Source organism: Streptomyces sp. NBC_01478 (assembly GCF_036227225.1).
Classification (GTDB): domain Bacteria; phylum Actinomycetota; class Actinomycetes; order Streptomycetales; family Streptomycetaceae; genus Streptomyces.
Genome location: NZ_CP109444.1, coordinates 5,850,362 through 5,865,927 on the forward strand (window position 1 = coordinate 5,850,362; position 15,566 = coordinate 5,865,927).

Genomic DNA, 15,566 nt, shown 5'->3' on the forward strand with positions numbered 1-15,566 from the left:
GATACGGCTGGCCATTTAGGGTCTATCGGGCTAAAAAGACATACTCGCCGCCCACCTCCGCCACCCGTCCACCGCCCTTCGGTTCCACGCCTTCCCCGTCGCGGTGGCACCATGACGCGGTGACCCACGCACGGCAGCACCGGATCCAAGTCGTCGCCCACCGCGGAGCCTCCGAAGAGGCCCCCGAGCACACCCTGGCCGCCTACAAGAAGGCGATCGAGGACGGTGCGGACGCCCTCGAATGCGATGTACGGCTGACCGCCGACGGCCATCTCGTCTGTGTCCACGACCGCCGGGTCAACCGGACGTCGAACGGGCGCGGGGCGGTCTCGGCGCTGGAGCTCGCCGATCTGGCCGCCCTCGACTTCGGGTCCTGGAAGGGCCGCGACTCCCGGACGACGCGGGACGAGGAGCCCGACTGGGAGCACCTTCCGGAGGACCGCGAGGACACCTCCGTGCTCACCCTGGAGCGGCTCCTCGAACTCGTCGCGGACGCGGGCCGGCGGGTGGAGCTGGCCATCGAGACGAAGCACCCGACGCGCTGGGCGGGGCAGGTCGAGGAACGGCTGCTGGTGCTCCTGAAGCGCTTCGGGCTGGACGCCCCGGCCACCGCCGCCGACTCCCCGGTACGGGTCATGAGCTTCTCGGCCCGCTCGCTGCACCGGGTGCGGGCGGCCTCCCCGACACTGCCCACGGTCTACCTGCTGCAGTTCCTCTCGCCCCGCCTGAGGGACGGTCGGCTTCCGGCCGGTGTCCGGATCGCAGGCCCCTCGATCCGGATCGTGCGCAATCACCCTGCGTATATCGAGCGGCTGAAAAACGCCGGTCATCAGGTGCACGTGTGGACCGTCAACGAGCCCGAAGACGTCGATCTCTGCGTTGACCTGGGCATTGACGCCATCATCACCAACCGGCCGGGGGCCGTTCTGAGCCAGCTCGGTAGGGAACATTAAAGAACCTCATAAAGACCGCCAAACACCCCTTGACCCGGGCACCCCACCTGCACCATCCTCCGAACCCGGCCACACCGTCGAAAACCAGCCACTCGATTACAGGGAGTGCTCCGGCGCGTTCGGTCCGTGTTCGATCGTTGTGAATGCGTCACTGAACGTGGATTGGCCGGTTTCCGGTACAGGCCAATGGGGCATCCACACCGTGGCGTGGGGCGAAGGAGGTCTCGGGGGTGGCGTTGGTGGTGGCACAGGAGGTGCCCACGTCGTCGAGCATGGCCGTGTCCCATGGCCCTGCGGGCGTAGGGGAAGCAAGACATCGCATGCGCGACCAGTTGCGTACGGGCGGTGTGTCGGAAGCGGTCATCGACGATGCCGTACTGATCCTTTCCGAACTTCTGAGCAATGCGTGCAAGCACGGCCGGCCCCTGGGCGACGCCCTGGCCGGTGACGGTGACGTCCGGTGCGCCTGGCGCGTGGACACGGGCGGCCGGCTCACGGTCGAGGTGACGGACGGCGGCGGCCCGACCCGCCCGGCTCCGGCCACCCCGTCGGTGACGGCCCGCGGCGGACGCGGGCTGAACATCATCACCGCACTGGCCGACGACTGGGGCGTACGGGACGAGAACCGGGGCGAGGTCACGGTGTGGGTCGTCGTACAGGACGACGACCAGGACGACATCGACGATCCGGACGCCGGACCCCGACACGACGACTTCGCTACGCGCGTCACTTCTCCTACGGCGCCGGCGGCCCCCCGGCGGGAGTTCGCGGACGCGTTCGACGACCTGGACTGACGCGCCCGTCCACACCGGCCGGGTTGTCCACAGGGCGTCGGCCGACGTGCCGTGTCGCCGGGTTGTCCACAGGCTCCCGTCGGTCATGGCGTGAACGGCTAGGCTCCCGCCCGTACGAGACGAGCCGTAACCGGGAGACACCCACGATGGCCAAGAAGCGACCCCAGACCACGGCCAAGCGGCCGCAGCTCAGCGACACAGAGGTCCCGGTGGTCGGTGCCCGCGAGCCCTGCCCCTGCGGCAGCGGCCGCCGCTACAAGGCCTGCCACGGCCGCGCGGCCGCCCACGCGGTGACCGAGCTGGTGCAGCGTCCCTTCGAGGGGCTGCCCGGCGAGGGCGACTGGGTGGCACTGCGCGAGCTGGTGCCCGCGGCCACGGTCGCACTGCCCCTGAGGGGCGGCCTCCCCGAGGGCGTCCCGTCGGTCACGCTCGCCACGGTGCTGCCGATGGCCTGGCCGGCCCTGCGCCGGGACGACGGCTCGGTGCTGCTCGGCCTGCAGAACGACACGGCGTCCGGCGACATCAGCCGCGACCTCGCCGACACCCTCCAGCGCGCGCTGGTCGCCGATCCGGGCACTCCGGTGCAGGCCCGCCGCGCCCCGGCCGACGGTCCACGACTGCAGGAACTGCTCGACCCGGAAGGCACGTTCGAGCCAGTTGTGCACCCCGGCTTCGAATTCTGGGTGCCGGAGGCGGAGAACGCGGCGCCGGAGGTGACCGCCTCCCTGGAGCGTGCCAACGCCGCCGCCATCCCGACTGTGAAGCTCCAGGGCGTGGACGCCGCGTACTGGTGCGAGACGCCCGACAAGAACCATCTGCGCTGGGTCATGCCGTACCCGGAGGAGCAGCTTCTGGACGGACTCGCGCGGCTGCACGCGGCCGGCCGCTCAGGTCTCGGTGAAGGCACCCGTCTCGTGGGGTCCTTCCGTGCTCACGGTCTCACCGTGCCCGTCTGGGACCTGCCGAGCGGGCTCGGCGCGGACGACATCGAGAAGCCGGCCGCCGAGTTCGCCGAGCGGCTCACCGCCGCTCTGGCCACGGACGCACCGCTGACCGCGGACGAGCGCCGCGCGCGCGGCGGCCTCACCAACCGGCAGGTCACGCTGAGCTGACACCCGGAATGGGCCAGGGGTTCGACTGAACGGCCGTTCAGTCGGAACAGGCCTGTTCACTCCGGTGACTCCTGTCACAACTCCCCGTTGTGAAAGGGAAGTCGGTGTCCGAATAGCCGAGATCGAATTTGCGAACCGCCGATCTCTTGTTACCGTTCGAGTAGCCCGGTTGCTGGTGCATCCCCCGTCGCCAGCAACCGGGTCTTTGCATGCCCGGCCCCCGTGTACGGAACGACGCCGTCCGTCAACTCGCCGTAGGCGCCGGGGAGTTGCTCCCCGAGCGCAGCAACAGCGGCCCGTTCCCACCCCGCCCGGCGAACTCCGCGACGGCCGTGTAGGCCCCCGGCTCGCCCTGGGTCCGCTCCCGGGGTGTCTCGCACAGCGCGGGCTCGTCCTCGGCCTCCACGACGCAGCGCATCTGCACAGTGCGGTCCGCCGGTCCCATGAGGCTCAGCACCGCGTCCAGGCCGTCGCCGGTCGCATTGCGGTAGTAGGTGCGCGCCCAGGTGTCCTCACCCTGCGTCATCACACAGGTCTGCGCCTCGATGCCGTCGGGGGAGGAGAGTTCGGGTCCGCAGCGCGCGGCCGTCGCCAGTCCCAGGCCGAGCGTCAGCGGGGAGCGGACGGGCGAGGGCGCCGGCGAGGGCACGGCCGACGGCACCTTGTCGTCGTCCGAGGAGCCGGCGGGGCCCGATGCGTCGGAGGAGCCGGCCGAGCCGAGGGACCCGGAGGAGCGCACCAGGGACCGTACGACCGCGTGACCCTCGTCGCGTACGGGTCCCGCGGACGCCACGGCCAGCGGCAGCGCGACCGCGCACACCGCGACGCCCGCGAGGGCGAGCAGACGAAGGTTCATGTAGCGGAAGATAACGACGAACTACGGGCGCCACGTTCCACGCACGCCCGACACCCTTACAACTCGGGCGCGCTCACACCCGTACGAGTGAGGGCCTCGACCACGGCGTCCACCACGGCCTCGACGTCGGGCACCCAGGGCGAGGCCGAGCCGGGCAGTGGTGCGCGCTCCCAGCGGATCCGGCCCTGGCCGGTCTCGGAGGGGGGCAGGGCGAGATAGCCGCCCGAGCCGTGGAAGCGGAGCGAGCCGGGGACGTGGTCCTTGGCGTAGAGCAGTTCGCCCAACTGCTCCAGGGAGTACGGCTTGACGAGCAGCGACCAGCGGGTGGGCGCGGCGACGACCGGGCCGAGGCGCATGCCCTGTCGGTCGAGCGCGGCGAGGGCCCGGGCGGCCGCGGGTGCGGGCAGGCTGACCGCGCAGGGAGCCTTGTCGCCGGTGGCGAGGACGATCGGCGCGGCGGGGCGGTTGCCCCACCACCAGCGCACCATGCGGGCGTCGGTGGTGGCCGCGAGGAGGCCGGGGTCGAAGGGGTGGGCGCCGGGAACCGTGCACTCAGGGTCCGGACAGCCGCAGCGGGCCCGGCCCTGGGGGTCCGGTGCCACGCCCGGGAGTACGGGCCATTGCCATTCTGTCGCGAAGGTCAGGGCCGCGCTGAGCATCTCAGACCTCCTGTTGTCTCGCCTGGACAGGAGCCTGCGTCGCTTTCCGAGGATCTCGCGCATGAGCGCTCGTTCCTTTCCGTTGCACCGCTGGCAACACCGAGGACCACATCACACCATGTGTCGATCACTTCACTGTGCGTACCTGTTGGCGCATCACACCCCTGCCTTCGGCAAGGGGAACCCGTGCGTGCAAGAAAAGCGTGGGCGTGGCGTGGGGGTGGCGAAGTCTGGCGTTTTGCCGTCCCGCGTAGTTCTCTCCGCCTCCGCCACGGGAGGATGGGTCACGATCGTCGGTGGTTAAGACGCCCGGGTCCCTCACCAGGTTCCGGGTGGCCCCCAGCCACCCCTGGCCTTCTCCGAGTACGTACCCATCACGACCGCTGTGACGCTCCGTCGAGCAAACCCAGTCGACCTCAATGGACCGTCCCCTGATGCAGTTTTAGGCCAACTTTGCCAATCCGCAAGAGGAGAGCGAAATACCCCCGCCAAACCCATGGACACCAGGAATCCCGGCAGGACAATGCTGGACATCCCCTCACGAGTGCGTGTACATGTGGAGACACTGCCAGCGGCGCAGAATGACATGGGGGTTTGCGATGCTTTTGAGCAATACGCACCGGTCGGAAAGCCGGACGCCATGACCGCCCCGCACCCTTCGAAAGTGGCTGGAATCGATTCAACGGTTCCCTCGCCCGCACACACTGTCGCGCCCGCGCCTGCCGCCACCGGTACCCCTCCAAGCCCCTCCTCGAACACCCAGAACCCGCCGGATACGGTCCAGAACGCGCCAAGTGCCCTGCTTCAGGACCGGCTCGCCGGCTGGGTGTCCGATCTCACGACCCTCCATGAACTCACGGAGCGGCTGGCACGCACGGACGCACTCGACGAAGCACTCCAGGAGCTGCTGCGCGCCGGAGCCGCCCTGGTGGGCGCCCGCCGCGGCCTCGTCGTCCTGGAACCCGGCGACGGCCTGGGCCCCGACACCACCATCGGCCTGGGCCTGGGCCGCGCCGACCTCGGCCACATGGAGACCGTCCCGCGCGGGGCGATGTCGTACGGCCAGCTCCTCGACGGACCGGACGGCGCTCCCGGGGGCGAGGGCGGCGAGATCGTCCACCCCGACCTGTTCGCCGAGGACGGCCTCGACCCGCGCCACCGCGAGGTCGCCGTACGCCTGGGCTACGCGGCCAGTTACGCGCTGCCCCTGGCGACCGACGCGGCCGGGCGGCTGGGCGCCGCCGTGTGGCTGTACGACGAGCCCGCCGAGCCGGTCGAGCGCCAGCGCCATCTCGTCGGGCTGTACGCGCGGTACGCCACCGAGCATCTGGCCCGGGTCCTCGAAGTCGAGCGCACGCGCGCGTGCATGTCGACCATCGCCGAGGAACTGCTGCCGTCCCGGCTCCCCCGCGTGGCCGGTGTGCAGCTCGCCGCGCTGCACCGCACGGGTCCGCGCGGCGGCGGCGACTGGTACGACGCGCTGCCGCTGCCCGATGCCGCGCTCGGCCTCGCGGTCGGCTCGGTGACCGGTTCCGGGCCGAGCGCGATCGCCGCGATGGGCCGACTCCGGGCGTCCCTGCGGGCGTACGCCGTGATGGAGGGCGAGGACCCGGTCGCGGTCCTGTCCGACCTCGAACTGCTCCTCAGGCTCACCGAGCCCGCCCGCTCGGCCACCGCCCTGTTCGCCTACTGCGAGCCCGCGCTGCGCAAGATCACCCTGGCGGGGGCGGGTCACAGCCCGCCGCTCCTGGTCGGCGAGCGGCGCACGGAGTTCGTGGAGACCTCCGTGTCCGCGCCGCTGGGCATGCTCGCCTGCTGGGAGGCGCCGAGCGTGGAGTTCGAGACGGAGCCCGGCGAGACGGTGCTGCTCTACACGGACGGGCTGCTGCACCGCACCGGCGACCCCATGGACCGCGCCTTCGCCCGCCTCCACGCGGCGGCGGCGAGCGTCCCCAAGGCGCTGCGCGAGGACCCGGCCGCGATCGCCGACCACGTCCTGCGGACCGTGCTGCCGGACGGCCTCGACACGGCCGACAGCGACGAGGACGTCGTCCTCCTGGCGGCTCGCTTCGAGTAGTCGCCGGAACGCCATGTGTAACAGGCCATACGGCCCTGGGCCCCCTTCCGTACGACCGTACGATGGAGGGGGTCCAGTGCCGTATCTAGGAGGATGACCGTGGCCGACGAGCTCAACCCGGAGACCCCGGAAACCGAGCCTGAGGAGCCCATCAAGAAGCGGAAGAACGGCCTGTACCCGGGCGTCTCCGACGAGTTGGCCGAGAGCATGAAGTCCGGCTGGGCCGACACCGAGCTGCACGACCTGCGGCCCGTCGAGCAGGCCGAGCACACCGCGCGCCGCCGTGCCGCGCTCTCCGCGCGCTTCCCGGGCGAGCGCCTGGTGATCCCCGCGGGCAACCTGAAGATCCGCTCGAACGACACCGAGTACCCCTTCCGGGCGTCGGTCGAGTACGCGTACCTGACGGGCAACCTCACCGAGGACGGCGTCCTCGTCCTGGAGCCCACCACCGAGGGCCACAAGGCGACGCTCTACCTCCTGCCGCGCTCCGACCGCGAGAACGGCGAGTTCTGGCTCTCCGGCCAGGGCGAGCTGTGGGTCGGCCGCCGCCACTCCCTCACCGAGGCCGAGCAGCTCTACGGCATCCCCGTCTCCGACGTCCGCGAGCTGGCCGACGCCCTGCGCGAGGCCACCGGCCCCGTCCGGGTCGTACGCGACCACGACGCCGGCGTCCAGGCCGCGCTGACCGACAAGGTCACCGCCGAGCGCGACGAGGAACTGCGCGTCTTCCTCTCCGAAGCCCGCCTGGTCAAGGACGAGTTCGAGATCGGCGAGCTGCAGAAGGCCGTCGACTCGACGGTCCGCGGCTTCGAGGACGTGGTGAAGGTCCTCGACAAGCCCGAGGCGACCACCGAGCGCTACATCGAGGGCACGTTCTTCCTCCGCGCGCGCGTCGAGGGCAATGACATCGGCTACAGCTCGATCTGCGCGGCAGGACCGCACGCGTGCACCCTGCACTGGGTGCGCAACGACGGTCCGGTCCGCTCCGGCGACCTGCTCCTCCTCGACGCCGGCGTCGAGACGTACACCCTGTACACCGCCGACATCACCCGCACGCTGCCGGTCAACGGCCGCTTCAGCGAGATCCAGAAGCAGGTCTACGACGCCGTGTACGAGGCCCAGGAGGCCGGTATCGCGGCGGTGCAGCCGGGCGGCAAGTACCGCGACTTCCACGACGCGGCGCAGCGCGTGCTGGCCGAGAAGGTCGTCGAGTGGGGCCTTGTCGAGGGTCCCGTGGAGCGCGTCCTGGAGCTGGGCCTCCAGCGCCGGTGGACGCTGCACGGCACGGGTCACATGCTCGGCATGGACGTCCACGACTGCGCCTCCGCGCGGACCGAGACGTACGTGGAGGGCACCCTGGAGCCCGGCATGGTCCTCACGGTGGAGCCCGGCCTCTACTTCCAGGCCGACGATCTCACCGTCCCCGAGGAGTACCGCGGCATCGGCGTCCGCATCGAGGACGACATCCTGGTCACCGAGAACGGCAACAGGAACCTCTCCGCCGGCCTGCCCCGGAGCTCGGCCGACGTCGAGAGCTGGATGGCGTCCCTGAAGGGCTGATGGCCGACAGCCGGTAGCTGATACAAGACTGATGGCCGGGCACACGTGCGGTGCCCGGCCATTCGTGTGCCGGTCGTATGCCTAGGGGAGGGCTTTTTTCGTGAACGTGCCTAGGGGGAGGGCTTTTTCATGAACGACTTCTGGTCCGGTGTCGGGGTCGACCTGCATCTGGAACCCGACTCCGAGAGCGGCCGCCGGGTCGGTCTCGAACGCGCGCTGCGGGACGCCGTACGAGACGGCCGCCTCGCCCCGGGGACCCGCCTCCCCGCCACCCGCCGGCTCGCGACCGAACTGGGCGTCTCCCGGGGCACCGCGAAGGCGGCCTACGACCAGCTCGTCGCCGAGGGCTATCTGACCGCGCGCCAGGGCTCGGGCACCCAGGTCGCGCTGCTGCCCTCCGTCGACGCGGAGCCACCGGACGCGGCGGCACGCACGCGTGTACCCCGTTTCGACCTACGGCCCGGCAGCCCGGACGTCGGCGCGTTCCCGGCGGCGGCCTGGCTGCGCTCACTGCGCCGCGCCATCGCGACGGCACCCTCCTTGGCGTACGACTACGGAGATCCGCGCGGCCGTGTCGAACTGCGCACCGCGCTGTCGGGGTACCTGGGGCGGGCGCGCGGGGTGATCGCGCCGCCGGAGCGGATCGTGATCACCTCCGGGTATGTGCAGGGACTCGCGCTCCTCACGCGCGTGCTGGACGGTTCCCGGGTCGCCATGGAGGATCCCGGACTGCCGTTCCACCGGGAGGTGGTCCGGCACAACGGCGGACGCGTGGTGCCCGTACGGGTCGACGAACGGGGCGCCCGCGCCGAGGACTTGGGGGACGCGGCGGCCGTGGTGGTGACCCCGGCCCACCAGTACCCGACCGGCGTGACCCTGCACCCGGAACGCAGACGGGCGCTCACCGACTGGGCACGCGCGCGTGGGGGCCTGATCGTCGAGGACGACTACGACGGGGAGTTCCGCTACGACCGGCAGCCCGTGGGCGCGCTCCAGGGGATGGCGCCGGGGCAGGTCGCGTACCTGGGGACCGCCTCCAAGACGCTCGGCCCGGCGCTGCGGCTCGGCTGGATGGTGCTGCCGCCGCACCTCGTCGACGCGGTCGCCGACGCGAAGCTGCACAGCGACCACCACACCGAGACCATCGGCCAGTTGGCGCTCGCCGAACTGATCGACAGCCATGCCTACGACCGGCATGTGCGCGCGTGCCGGCTGCGGTACCGGCGCCGCCGCGACCAACTGCTCGGCCGACTGGGGGCACACCGAAGCGTGCACGGCATCGCGGCCGGGCTGCACGCGCTGGTGGAGGTAGCCGACGAGGAGGCCGTCCTCGCGCGGGCCGAGGAGGAGGGGCTCGCGGTCGGGCGGCTCGGGGAGCACTGGCATACGGCGGACGGGCGCGAGGGGCGGCCGCAGGGGCTGGTCGTGGGGTACGGGACGCCTCGGGAGCGGGTCTACCCGGAGGCGTTGGAGGTGTTGGGGCGGGTCCTGGAGGGGGCGTGAGGGACCTGGCAGGGGCAGGGGCAGGGGCTGGGCTGGGCTGGGCTGGGCTGGGCTGGGCTGGGCTGGGCTGGGCTGGGCTGGGCTGGGCTGGGCTGGGCTGGGCGAGTGTGACGAATTGGGCCAATGAAATGGTGACCGATTGGGTCTCTTGATGGGCCCAACCTCGCCCTATCGTCGTAGCCATGACGAACTCGCTCGTCCCGCCCACGGGCCCGCAACGCACCCTCGCGCTGGCCCAGTTGACCAACTCCGTCGGCGACGGCGCCTACTACGTGACCTCGGCGCTGTACTTCACCCACGTCGTCGGGCTCGCCCCCGCGCGCGTGGGCCTCGGGCTCACCCTCGCGTGGGCCGTCGGTTCGCTGGTGGGGGTGCCGCTGGGGCGGCTGGCCGACCGGCGCGGGCCGCGCGGTACGGCGGTGCTGCTGGCGCTGGCGACGGGGTGCGCGGTGGCGTCCTTCCTCGTCGTACGGGGATTCGCGCCGTTCGTGATCGCCGCGTGTGCCTACGCCTCCGCGCAGTCGGGGCTCGCGGCGGCCCGGCAGGCGCTGCTGGCGGGGCTGGTGTCGGCCGGGGAGCGGACCGGGCTGCTGGCGCACCTCCAGTCGACGCTGAACGCCGGTCTCGCGGTGGGCGCGGGCCTCGGCGGGCTCGCGCTGCGGGCGGGGACGCGGTCGGCGTACCTCGGGGTGTTCGCGCTGGACGCGGTGAGCTTCCTGGTGTGCGCGGGGCTGCTGCTGCGGCTGCCGTCGGTACAGTCCGGCCGGGCGCGGAAGGCGGGTGGTCTCGGTGTGCTGCGGGACCGGCCGTACGTCCTCGTCACGCTGCTCAACACCGTGCTGCTGCTGCGGATGCCGTTGCTCAGCCTCGGGCTGCCGCTGTGGATCGCGGAGCGGACGGACGCGCCGACCTGGCTGGTCTCCGCGCTGTTCGTGCTCAACACCGGGGCGGTGATGGTCTTCCAGGTGCGCATGGCCCGCGGGATCACGGGGCTCGCGTCGGCCACGCGCGCGGTGCGGCGGTCCGGCTGGGTCATGCTGGCGGCCTGCGCGGTGTTCGCGCTCTCGGCGGGCGCGTCGCCGTGGGTGGCCGTGGGCGCGCTGGTGGTCGGTGCGGTGCTCCAGGTCGCCGCCGAGATGGGGCAGTCGGCGGGTTCCTGGCAACTGTCCTTCGATCTGGCACCTGTTGACCGGGTGGGCGAGTACCAGGGCTTCTTCGGGACCGGCGTCACGGTGGCCAGGACGATGGGTCCCCTGGTGCTGACGTCCCTGCTGCTGGAGTGGGGGACGCCGGGCTGGCTGCTGCTGGGCGGGGCGACCCTGGTGGCGTCGTACGCGATGGGGCCGGCGGTGCGGAGGGCCTCCGGCACTGGTGAAGTGACCGTCAGGCAGCCGGTGTTGGCGAGTTGACCGGCACGAGCCCGGTCGCGGGCGACGACCGGACAGGCCGCGCCGACGGGCCGAGGGGCGGCGAGCGGGACACCGGCCCGTGCGCGGCAAAGCCTGGCGGACCACACCGATGCACCCACCGGAACCTCTCGGAACTTCCTGCCCGTTGGCGGCCGATCAGCCGGCCCGTGCCGACGAGTGGCCCGGCACCGGTCCCACCAGGGCGCCCGCGCCGACGAGTTCCACTGGCACCGATCCGATCAGACCCGCCTCGCCGATGAACCCACCACCGCCCCGGCCCGATCAGGCCACCCGCGCAGGTGAGTTCCATGGGCGCTGGTCCGATCAGGCCACCGGCGCCGATGAACCCACCACCGCCCCGGCCCGATCAGCCGGCCCGCGCCGACGAGTTGACCTGCACCGGTCCCACCAGGCCGCCCGCACCGGTGAGTTCCATGGGCACCGGTCCAATCAGGCCACCGGCGCCGATGAACCCACCGCGCCCAACCTGGTCGGACCACCCACGCCAACGAACCCACCGCGCCCAACCCGCCCAAGCCACCCGCGCCAAAGAGACCACCGGCACCAGCCCGCTCAAGCCACCCGCGCCAATCAGCCCACCGGCAGCGAGTCCAGGAACAACGCGCCCGCCAGGAGCCCCGCGCTTCCGCGAGGGCTCCACGCGCGCGTGGACAGGTCGGTGTCGAAGGCGGCCAGGGCCTCCGCGCCCGCCGCCGTCGCCGTACCGCCCGCCTCCAGGACGCCGCGGGCCCCCGCCTGGACCTGGCGCAGGCCCAACGGGCCCACGGTGTGCAGGAGTTCGGTGTCCTGGAGGGTGGACATCACCGTGAGCAGGGCGTCCAGGCGGGCCTGGGTCTCCGTCGCTCCGGTCGCGCGGGTCGTGGCGAGGGTGTCCAACGCCCGTCGTACGTGCGGGAATCCGGCCTTCGCCTCGCCCCGCGCGCCGGCCGCCCCGTACTTCGCCGAGATCGACGAACCGCGTGAGGGCCTGCGCGGGGCGCGTCGGTCGGGGTGGGCGGCGATGCGTTTGGCCGTCGCGGCGACGTCCTGCGCCCCCGCACGGGGGTCCAGGGCGGCCGCCGCGACCAGCAGGCCCAGCGCCCACAGGGCACCCCGGTGGCCGCCGCCCGCGAGGGCGACGGAGTGTTCCGTGCAGCGGCCTATCGCGCCGAGTTCCGCGCGGAGCACGGGAGTTGGCTCACCCGTGCGGCGGGCGGCCGCCGCCATCGCCGCGAGGCCGGGTGTCAGGGCCTTGGCCGACCAGCGCAGGGCGCGGTGGTCCACGCGGGTCGTGCGGGCGGCCAGGTCGCGCGGGTCGGGCAGGCCCGGCTTGGGAGCCAGCGCCAGTTGCCCGGTGAGTGCGTCCACGGCGGCCCGCGCCAGTGCCTCGTCCTCGCGGCTCTGCATCGTCGTACCTTACGAGGAGGCGGAGGCCGAAGGGGAGGGGCTGACGCTGTCGGACGGCGGCGCACCTGTCGGAGCGTCACTCGGGGGCGTACCGCCTCCGCCGCCGCCCCCGCCCGTGTCCTCCGCGTCCGGGTCGACGCCGAGCGTCAGGGAGCCCTTGTAGCCCTTGGACGGGTCCTTCTTGTGCACGGCCTTGAGGGTGAGCAGACCGCTGGCGGCGCCTCCGCCGTCGTAGACCATGTCGTCGGCGAGGACGGTGTACGAGCCCGTGTGCCTGGCGTACGGGTCGAGGGTGAAGATCTCCTCGGCGATGTCGTCGGCGAAGAAGAGCTGGCCGGTGTAGTTGACCTTGCCGCCCTCGTAGGTGCCGTCCTCCTTCTCGCCGCCGGTGTGCACCTTGACGTGGATGTGGCAGGTGCGGGGCGTGTACCAGCCCGGGAAGATCGTCTCGAACTTGACGACCCCGTTGGCGTTGGCGACCTGGTAACCACGCAGGTAGGTGAGATCGTCGGCGCTGTCGCCCTCCTCGCTCTCCGCGGGGGCCGAGCCACCCGGGTTGGCGGTGGTGTAGCCGGAGTAGTAGCCCCAGGCGTCGCAGTGCCAGATCTCCACGGCCGCGCCGGAGACCGGGGTGCAGCCGTCCGTGGCGTCGACGACGGTCAGCCGCAGGGTGAGCGGGACGCCCGCCTTGCCCTCGGTGATGTCCTTGCGCACCAAGGCACCGTCGAGGTAGTAGGGGCCCTCCGTGACGCTCGTCATCAGCGTCATGCACTCGCCGCCGGTCGAACTCGCCGTGGCCGAGGCGGTCGCGTCTGCCGTCGTGTCAGCGGTGTCCGTGGTGTCGGCGGACGCCGACTGGAACCCGGCCGCCACCAGCCCGCCGGCCGCGACCGTCCCGCCGGTCACCGCGAGGGCGCGGCGCCGGCTGATCGTTTTGTCTCTGTGGTTTCCGTGATTTTCCTGGTTTCCCGTCATGGTCGCGAAGCTAGGGACGGCCGCCGTCAAGGGCGTGAGCGTGCACTGTGCGCAAGATAAGAATTCTCAGAAAGCTGAAGCCGGGTCGTCGGCGTCAGACCGGCATCGGGTCGTCGTCGTGCAGGATCCGCTGGAACAACCGGTGGTCCCGCCACTGCCCGCCGACGTGTGTATAGCGCGGAGCCATGCCGATCGGCTCGAACCCGCTCTTCTCCAGGACGCGTTGGGAGGCCAGGTTGTCGAGCCGCGTGGTCGCCTCCAGCCGGTGCAGCCCGATCGTCTCCCGCGCGATCCGGCACACCCGCTCGACCCCCGCGGTGGCCAGACCGCGCCCCTGCAGGTCGGCGGTGATCCAGTAGCCGAGCGAAGCGCTGCGGAAGGAGCCGAGGACGACCCCGGCCAGCGTGAAGGCCCCGGTGACCCGCCCGCCGGAGACGAGGAGCAGCGGCACGACCCGGCCCTCCCTGTACTCCCGCAGCATTGCCCCCAGACGCCCGCGCTGCCCTTCGGCGGTGAAGAAGGCGTCCGGGCGGTACGGCTCCCAGGGGCTCCGGTTCTCGGCGAAGGCGGCGGCGAGGGCCGGGGCGTCGGCCGGCTCGGCGAGCCGCAGCGTCATATCGTCGGCCAGTTGTTCGGGTCGGATGTCCATCCGCAGATTCTGCCGCCGCGCCTCGAACGCCGGGGCACCCGCCTCGAACGTGCCCTCACACCGCCATCAACGGCGCGTCCTTCCGCCACTTCAGGATCTTGTCGAAGCTCACCACCGCCCCGCCCACCCCCGGCTTGTTGCCGATGTGGACGTGGTCGGCGAGTTCCTGGATGAGGCACAGACCGCGGCCGTTCTCGGCCTCGCTCGGGGCCGACCGGACGGACTGGGTGCGGGCGAAACCGGGGCCCGAATCCGCGACTTCGATACGACATTTCTCGCCGTCGAGGTACGCGGTGACCCGGTACGCCTCCGAGGGCGTGCCGTGCCCGGTGTCGCCGCCGTGCTCGACGGCGTTGGCGCACGCCTCGCTCAGGGCGACGGAGAGGTCGTAGGAGATGTCCGGGTCGACGCCCGCGGTCTCCATCGTGCCGAGGAACAGTCGCCGGGCGAGTGGCACGCTCGCGGCCTCGCGCCTCAGATGGAGTGACCACCAGATGCTCATGCTCCAGCCTCCCGGCCGCGGCTCGACATAGTGATACCTATTGCCGCCAGTGCCCCTGTGTAAGCACGGAGTTGACGTGATGCCGCCCATATGGGGGATGTGTCCCAAACGTAATTGGTGTATCCGGAGGTAGCTCACGTCGGAGAGTGATCTTTGTGACGTACGACACACTACGGTCCGGATGTTGCGGACCTGCCGTATAGCGGCGACAAGGCCGGTGCGATGATGAGCCCGCCATGACTGCCCCCCACCCACGTACGGCGCGCTCCGGAGGTGAACTCCGGGTCCTGCGGGCCGCGGTGTTCGCCGCGGTCTGTGTCGTGCTGGCCGCGGCCGGTCATGCGATCGCCTCCTGCGCCACCGTTCCGCTGTGGACACTGGGCGCGGGTTTCCTCGTCACGTTCCTCGTCGTGGCCCCGCTCGCCGGGCGTGAGCGCTCGCTGCCGGGGATCGCGGCGCTGCTCGCGGTCGGACAGACCGTGCTGCACACGCTGTTCGGGCTCGGCCAGACAGCCGGTACGGCCGGTACGCCGGCCACCGGCGGCCTGTCCGCGTCCGACGCCGCGCTGGTCGCGCGGGCCGCGCATCTGCTGTGCGGGACCACCGCGGCGGCGATCAGCCCGGCGCATGCCCAGCAGATCCTCACCGACGCACGGCTGCTGCCGACTTCGGGCTCGATGAGTTCGATGAGCGGCGGCACGGGGTCGATGCATCACCCCGCGGACGCCATGTCCACCTCCACCGGCTCCTCGATGTCGCTGTTCCCGTCCCTGTCCATGCTGCTCGGTCACGTCCTCGCGGCACTCGCCGCGGGCTGGCTGCTGCGGCGCGGGGACCTGGCGCTGCTGCGCCTCATGGAACTGTCGGCGCACGGAGTCGCCGAAGGGGCGCTCGTACGGTCCCTGCGCGGGGCCCTCGCCCTGGTGCGCGCCCTGCGGGCCGGGCTGCCGGGGGCGCCCGAGGCGGGGCCGCGACTGCGCCGTACCGCCTTCTGCGCGCCGCCCGCGCCGCACACCACCGCGCTCCAGCACTCGGTGATCCGCCGCGGCCCGCCGACCGCCACCGCACACGTCCTCGCCGCCTGACGCGACGCGACCACCGCCCCGCACT

At 71.9% G+C, this 15,566-nt stretch carries 14 protein-coding genes; 8 read left to right on the forward strand and 6 right to left on the reverse strand.

All coding sequences use genetic code 11. From position 1 onward, the window contains the following. Nucleotides 1–119 precede the first annotated feature (119 nt). From OG223_RS26445 to OG223_RS26455, 3 genes are all read left to right on the forward strand, one after another. Complete coding sequence (locus OG223_RS26445) at nt 120–953, forward strand: glycerophosphodiester phosphodiesterase (RefSeq protein ID WP_329253460.1); 834 nt, start codon at nt 120–122, stop codon at nt 951–953. A 230-nt stretch (nt 954–1,183) separates the two neighbouring features. After that, nucleotides 1,184–1,747 (forward strand): ATP-binding protein, encoded by a 564-nt coding sequence (locus OG223_RS26450; protein ID WP_443073743.1) that lies wholly within the window; start codon nt 1,184–1,186, stop codon nt 1,745–1,747. A gap of 146 nt (nt 1,748–1,893) precedes the next feature. Continuing rightward, complete coding sequence (locus tag OG223_RS26455) at nt 1,894–2,859, forward strand: DUF5926 family protein (RefSeq protein WP_329253463.1); 966 nt, start codon at nt 1,894–1,896, stop codon at nt 2,857–2,859. Nucleotides 2,860–3,103: 244 nt separating this feature from the next. On the opposite strand, the gene OG223_RS26460 is transcribed toward OG223_RS26455, so the two are convergent. Further along, the gene (locus tag OG223_RS26460) at nt 3,104–3,715 is read right to left on the reverse strand and encodes a hypothetical protein (RefSeq protein ID WP_329253466.1); all 612 of its coding nucleotides are present in this window, start codon (nt 3,713–3,715) and stop codon (nt 3,104–3,106) included. Nucleotides 3,716–3,771: 56 nt separating this feature from the next. Beyond that, nucleotides 3,772–4,437, reverse strand: a complete 666-nt coding sequence (locus OG223_RS26465; RefSeq protein WP_329253470.1) for a bifunctional DNA primase/polymerase — start codon at nt 4,435–4,437, stop codon at nt 3,772–3,774. A gap of 460 nt (nt 4,438–4,897) precedes the next feature. Between OG223_RS26465 and OG223_RS26470 the strand changes: the two genes are divergently transcribed. The 4 genes from OG223_RS26470 (at nt 4,898) to OG223_RS26485 (ending at nt 10,923) form a co-directional block, all read left to right on the forward strand. Further along, entirely contained in the window at nt 4,898–6,451 is a 1,554-nt protein-coding gene (locus tag OG223_RS26470; RefSeq protein ID WP_329265481.1) for a PP2C family protein-serine/threonine phosphatase, read from the forward strand. A gap of 93 nt (nt 6,452–6,544) precedes the next feature. Continuing rightward, nucleotides 6,545–8,011 carry an aminopeptidase P family protein gene (locus OG223_RS26475; protein WP_329253475.1) on the forward strand — a complete coding sequence of 489 codons (1,467 nt, stop codon included), beginning with the start codon at nt 6,545–6,547 and terminating at the stop codon, nt 8,009–8,011. Nucleotides 8,012–8,140: 129 nt separating this feature from the next. Next, nucleotides 8,141–9,514 (forward strand): MocR-like pyridoxine biosynthesis transcription factor PdxR, encoded by a 1,374-nt coding sequence (gene pdxR / locus OG223_RS26480; protein WP_329253478.1) that lies wholly within the window; start codon nt 8,141–8,143, stop codon nt 9,512–9,514. 182 nt (nt 9,515–9,696) lie between these two features. After that, entirely contained in the window at nt 9,697–10,923 is a 1,227-nt protein-coding gene (locus OG223_RS26485) for an MFS transporter (protein ID WP_329253482.1), read from the forward strand. A gap of 591 nt (nt 10,924–11,514) precedes the next feature. Here the strand turns inward: OG223_RS26485 and OG223_RS26490 are convergent. The 4 genes from OG223_RS26490 to OG223_RS26505 form a co-directional block, all read right to left on the reverse strand. Further along, complete coding sequence (locus OG223_RS26490; protein ID WP_329253485.1) at nt 11,515–12,330, reverse strand: triphosphoribosyl-dephospho-CoA synthase; 816 nt, start codon at nt 12,328–12,330, stop codon at nt 11,515–11,517. A gap of 9 nt (nt 12,331–12,339) precedes the next feature. After that, entirely contained in the window at nt 12,340–13,305 is a 966-nt protein-coding gene (locus OG223_RS26495) for an intradiol ring-cleavage dioxygenase (RefSeq protein ID WP_443073744.1), read from the reverse strand. Between the two features lie 94 nt (nt 13,306–13,399). Continuing rightward, nucleotides 13,400–13,954: a GNAT family N-acetyltransferase gene (locus OG223_RS26500; protein WP_329253488.1), complete on the reverse strand. Its 555-nt coding sequence runs from the start codon at nt 13,952–13,954 to the stop codon at nt 13,400–13,402. 55 nt (nt 13,955–14,009) lie between these two features. Then, nucleotides 14,010–14,456 carry an ATP-binding protein gene (locus tag OG223_RS26505; protein ID WP_329253491.1) on the reverse strand — a complete coding sequence of 149 codons (447 nt, stop codon included), beginning with the start codon at nt 14,454–14,456 and terminating at the stop codon, nt 14,010–14,012. Nucleotides 14,457–14,692: 236 nt separating this feature from the next. On the opposite strand from OG223_RS26505, the gene OG223_RS26510 reads away from it, so the two are divergent. Continuing rightward, on the forward strand, nt 14,693–15,541 hold the full coding sequence (locus OG223_RS26510; RefSeq protein WP_329253494.1) for a hypothetical protein: 849 nt from the start codon (nt 14,693–14,695) through the stop codon (nt 15,539–15,541). Nucleotides 15,542–15,566 lie beyond the last annotated feature (25 nt).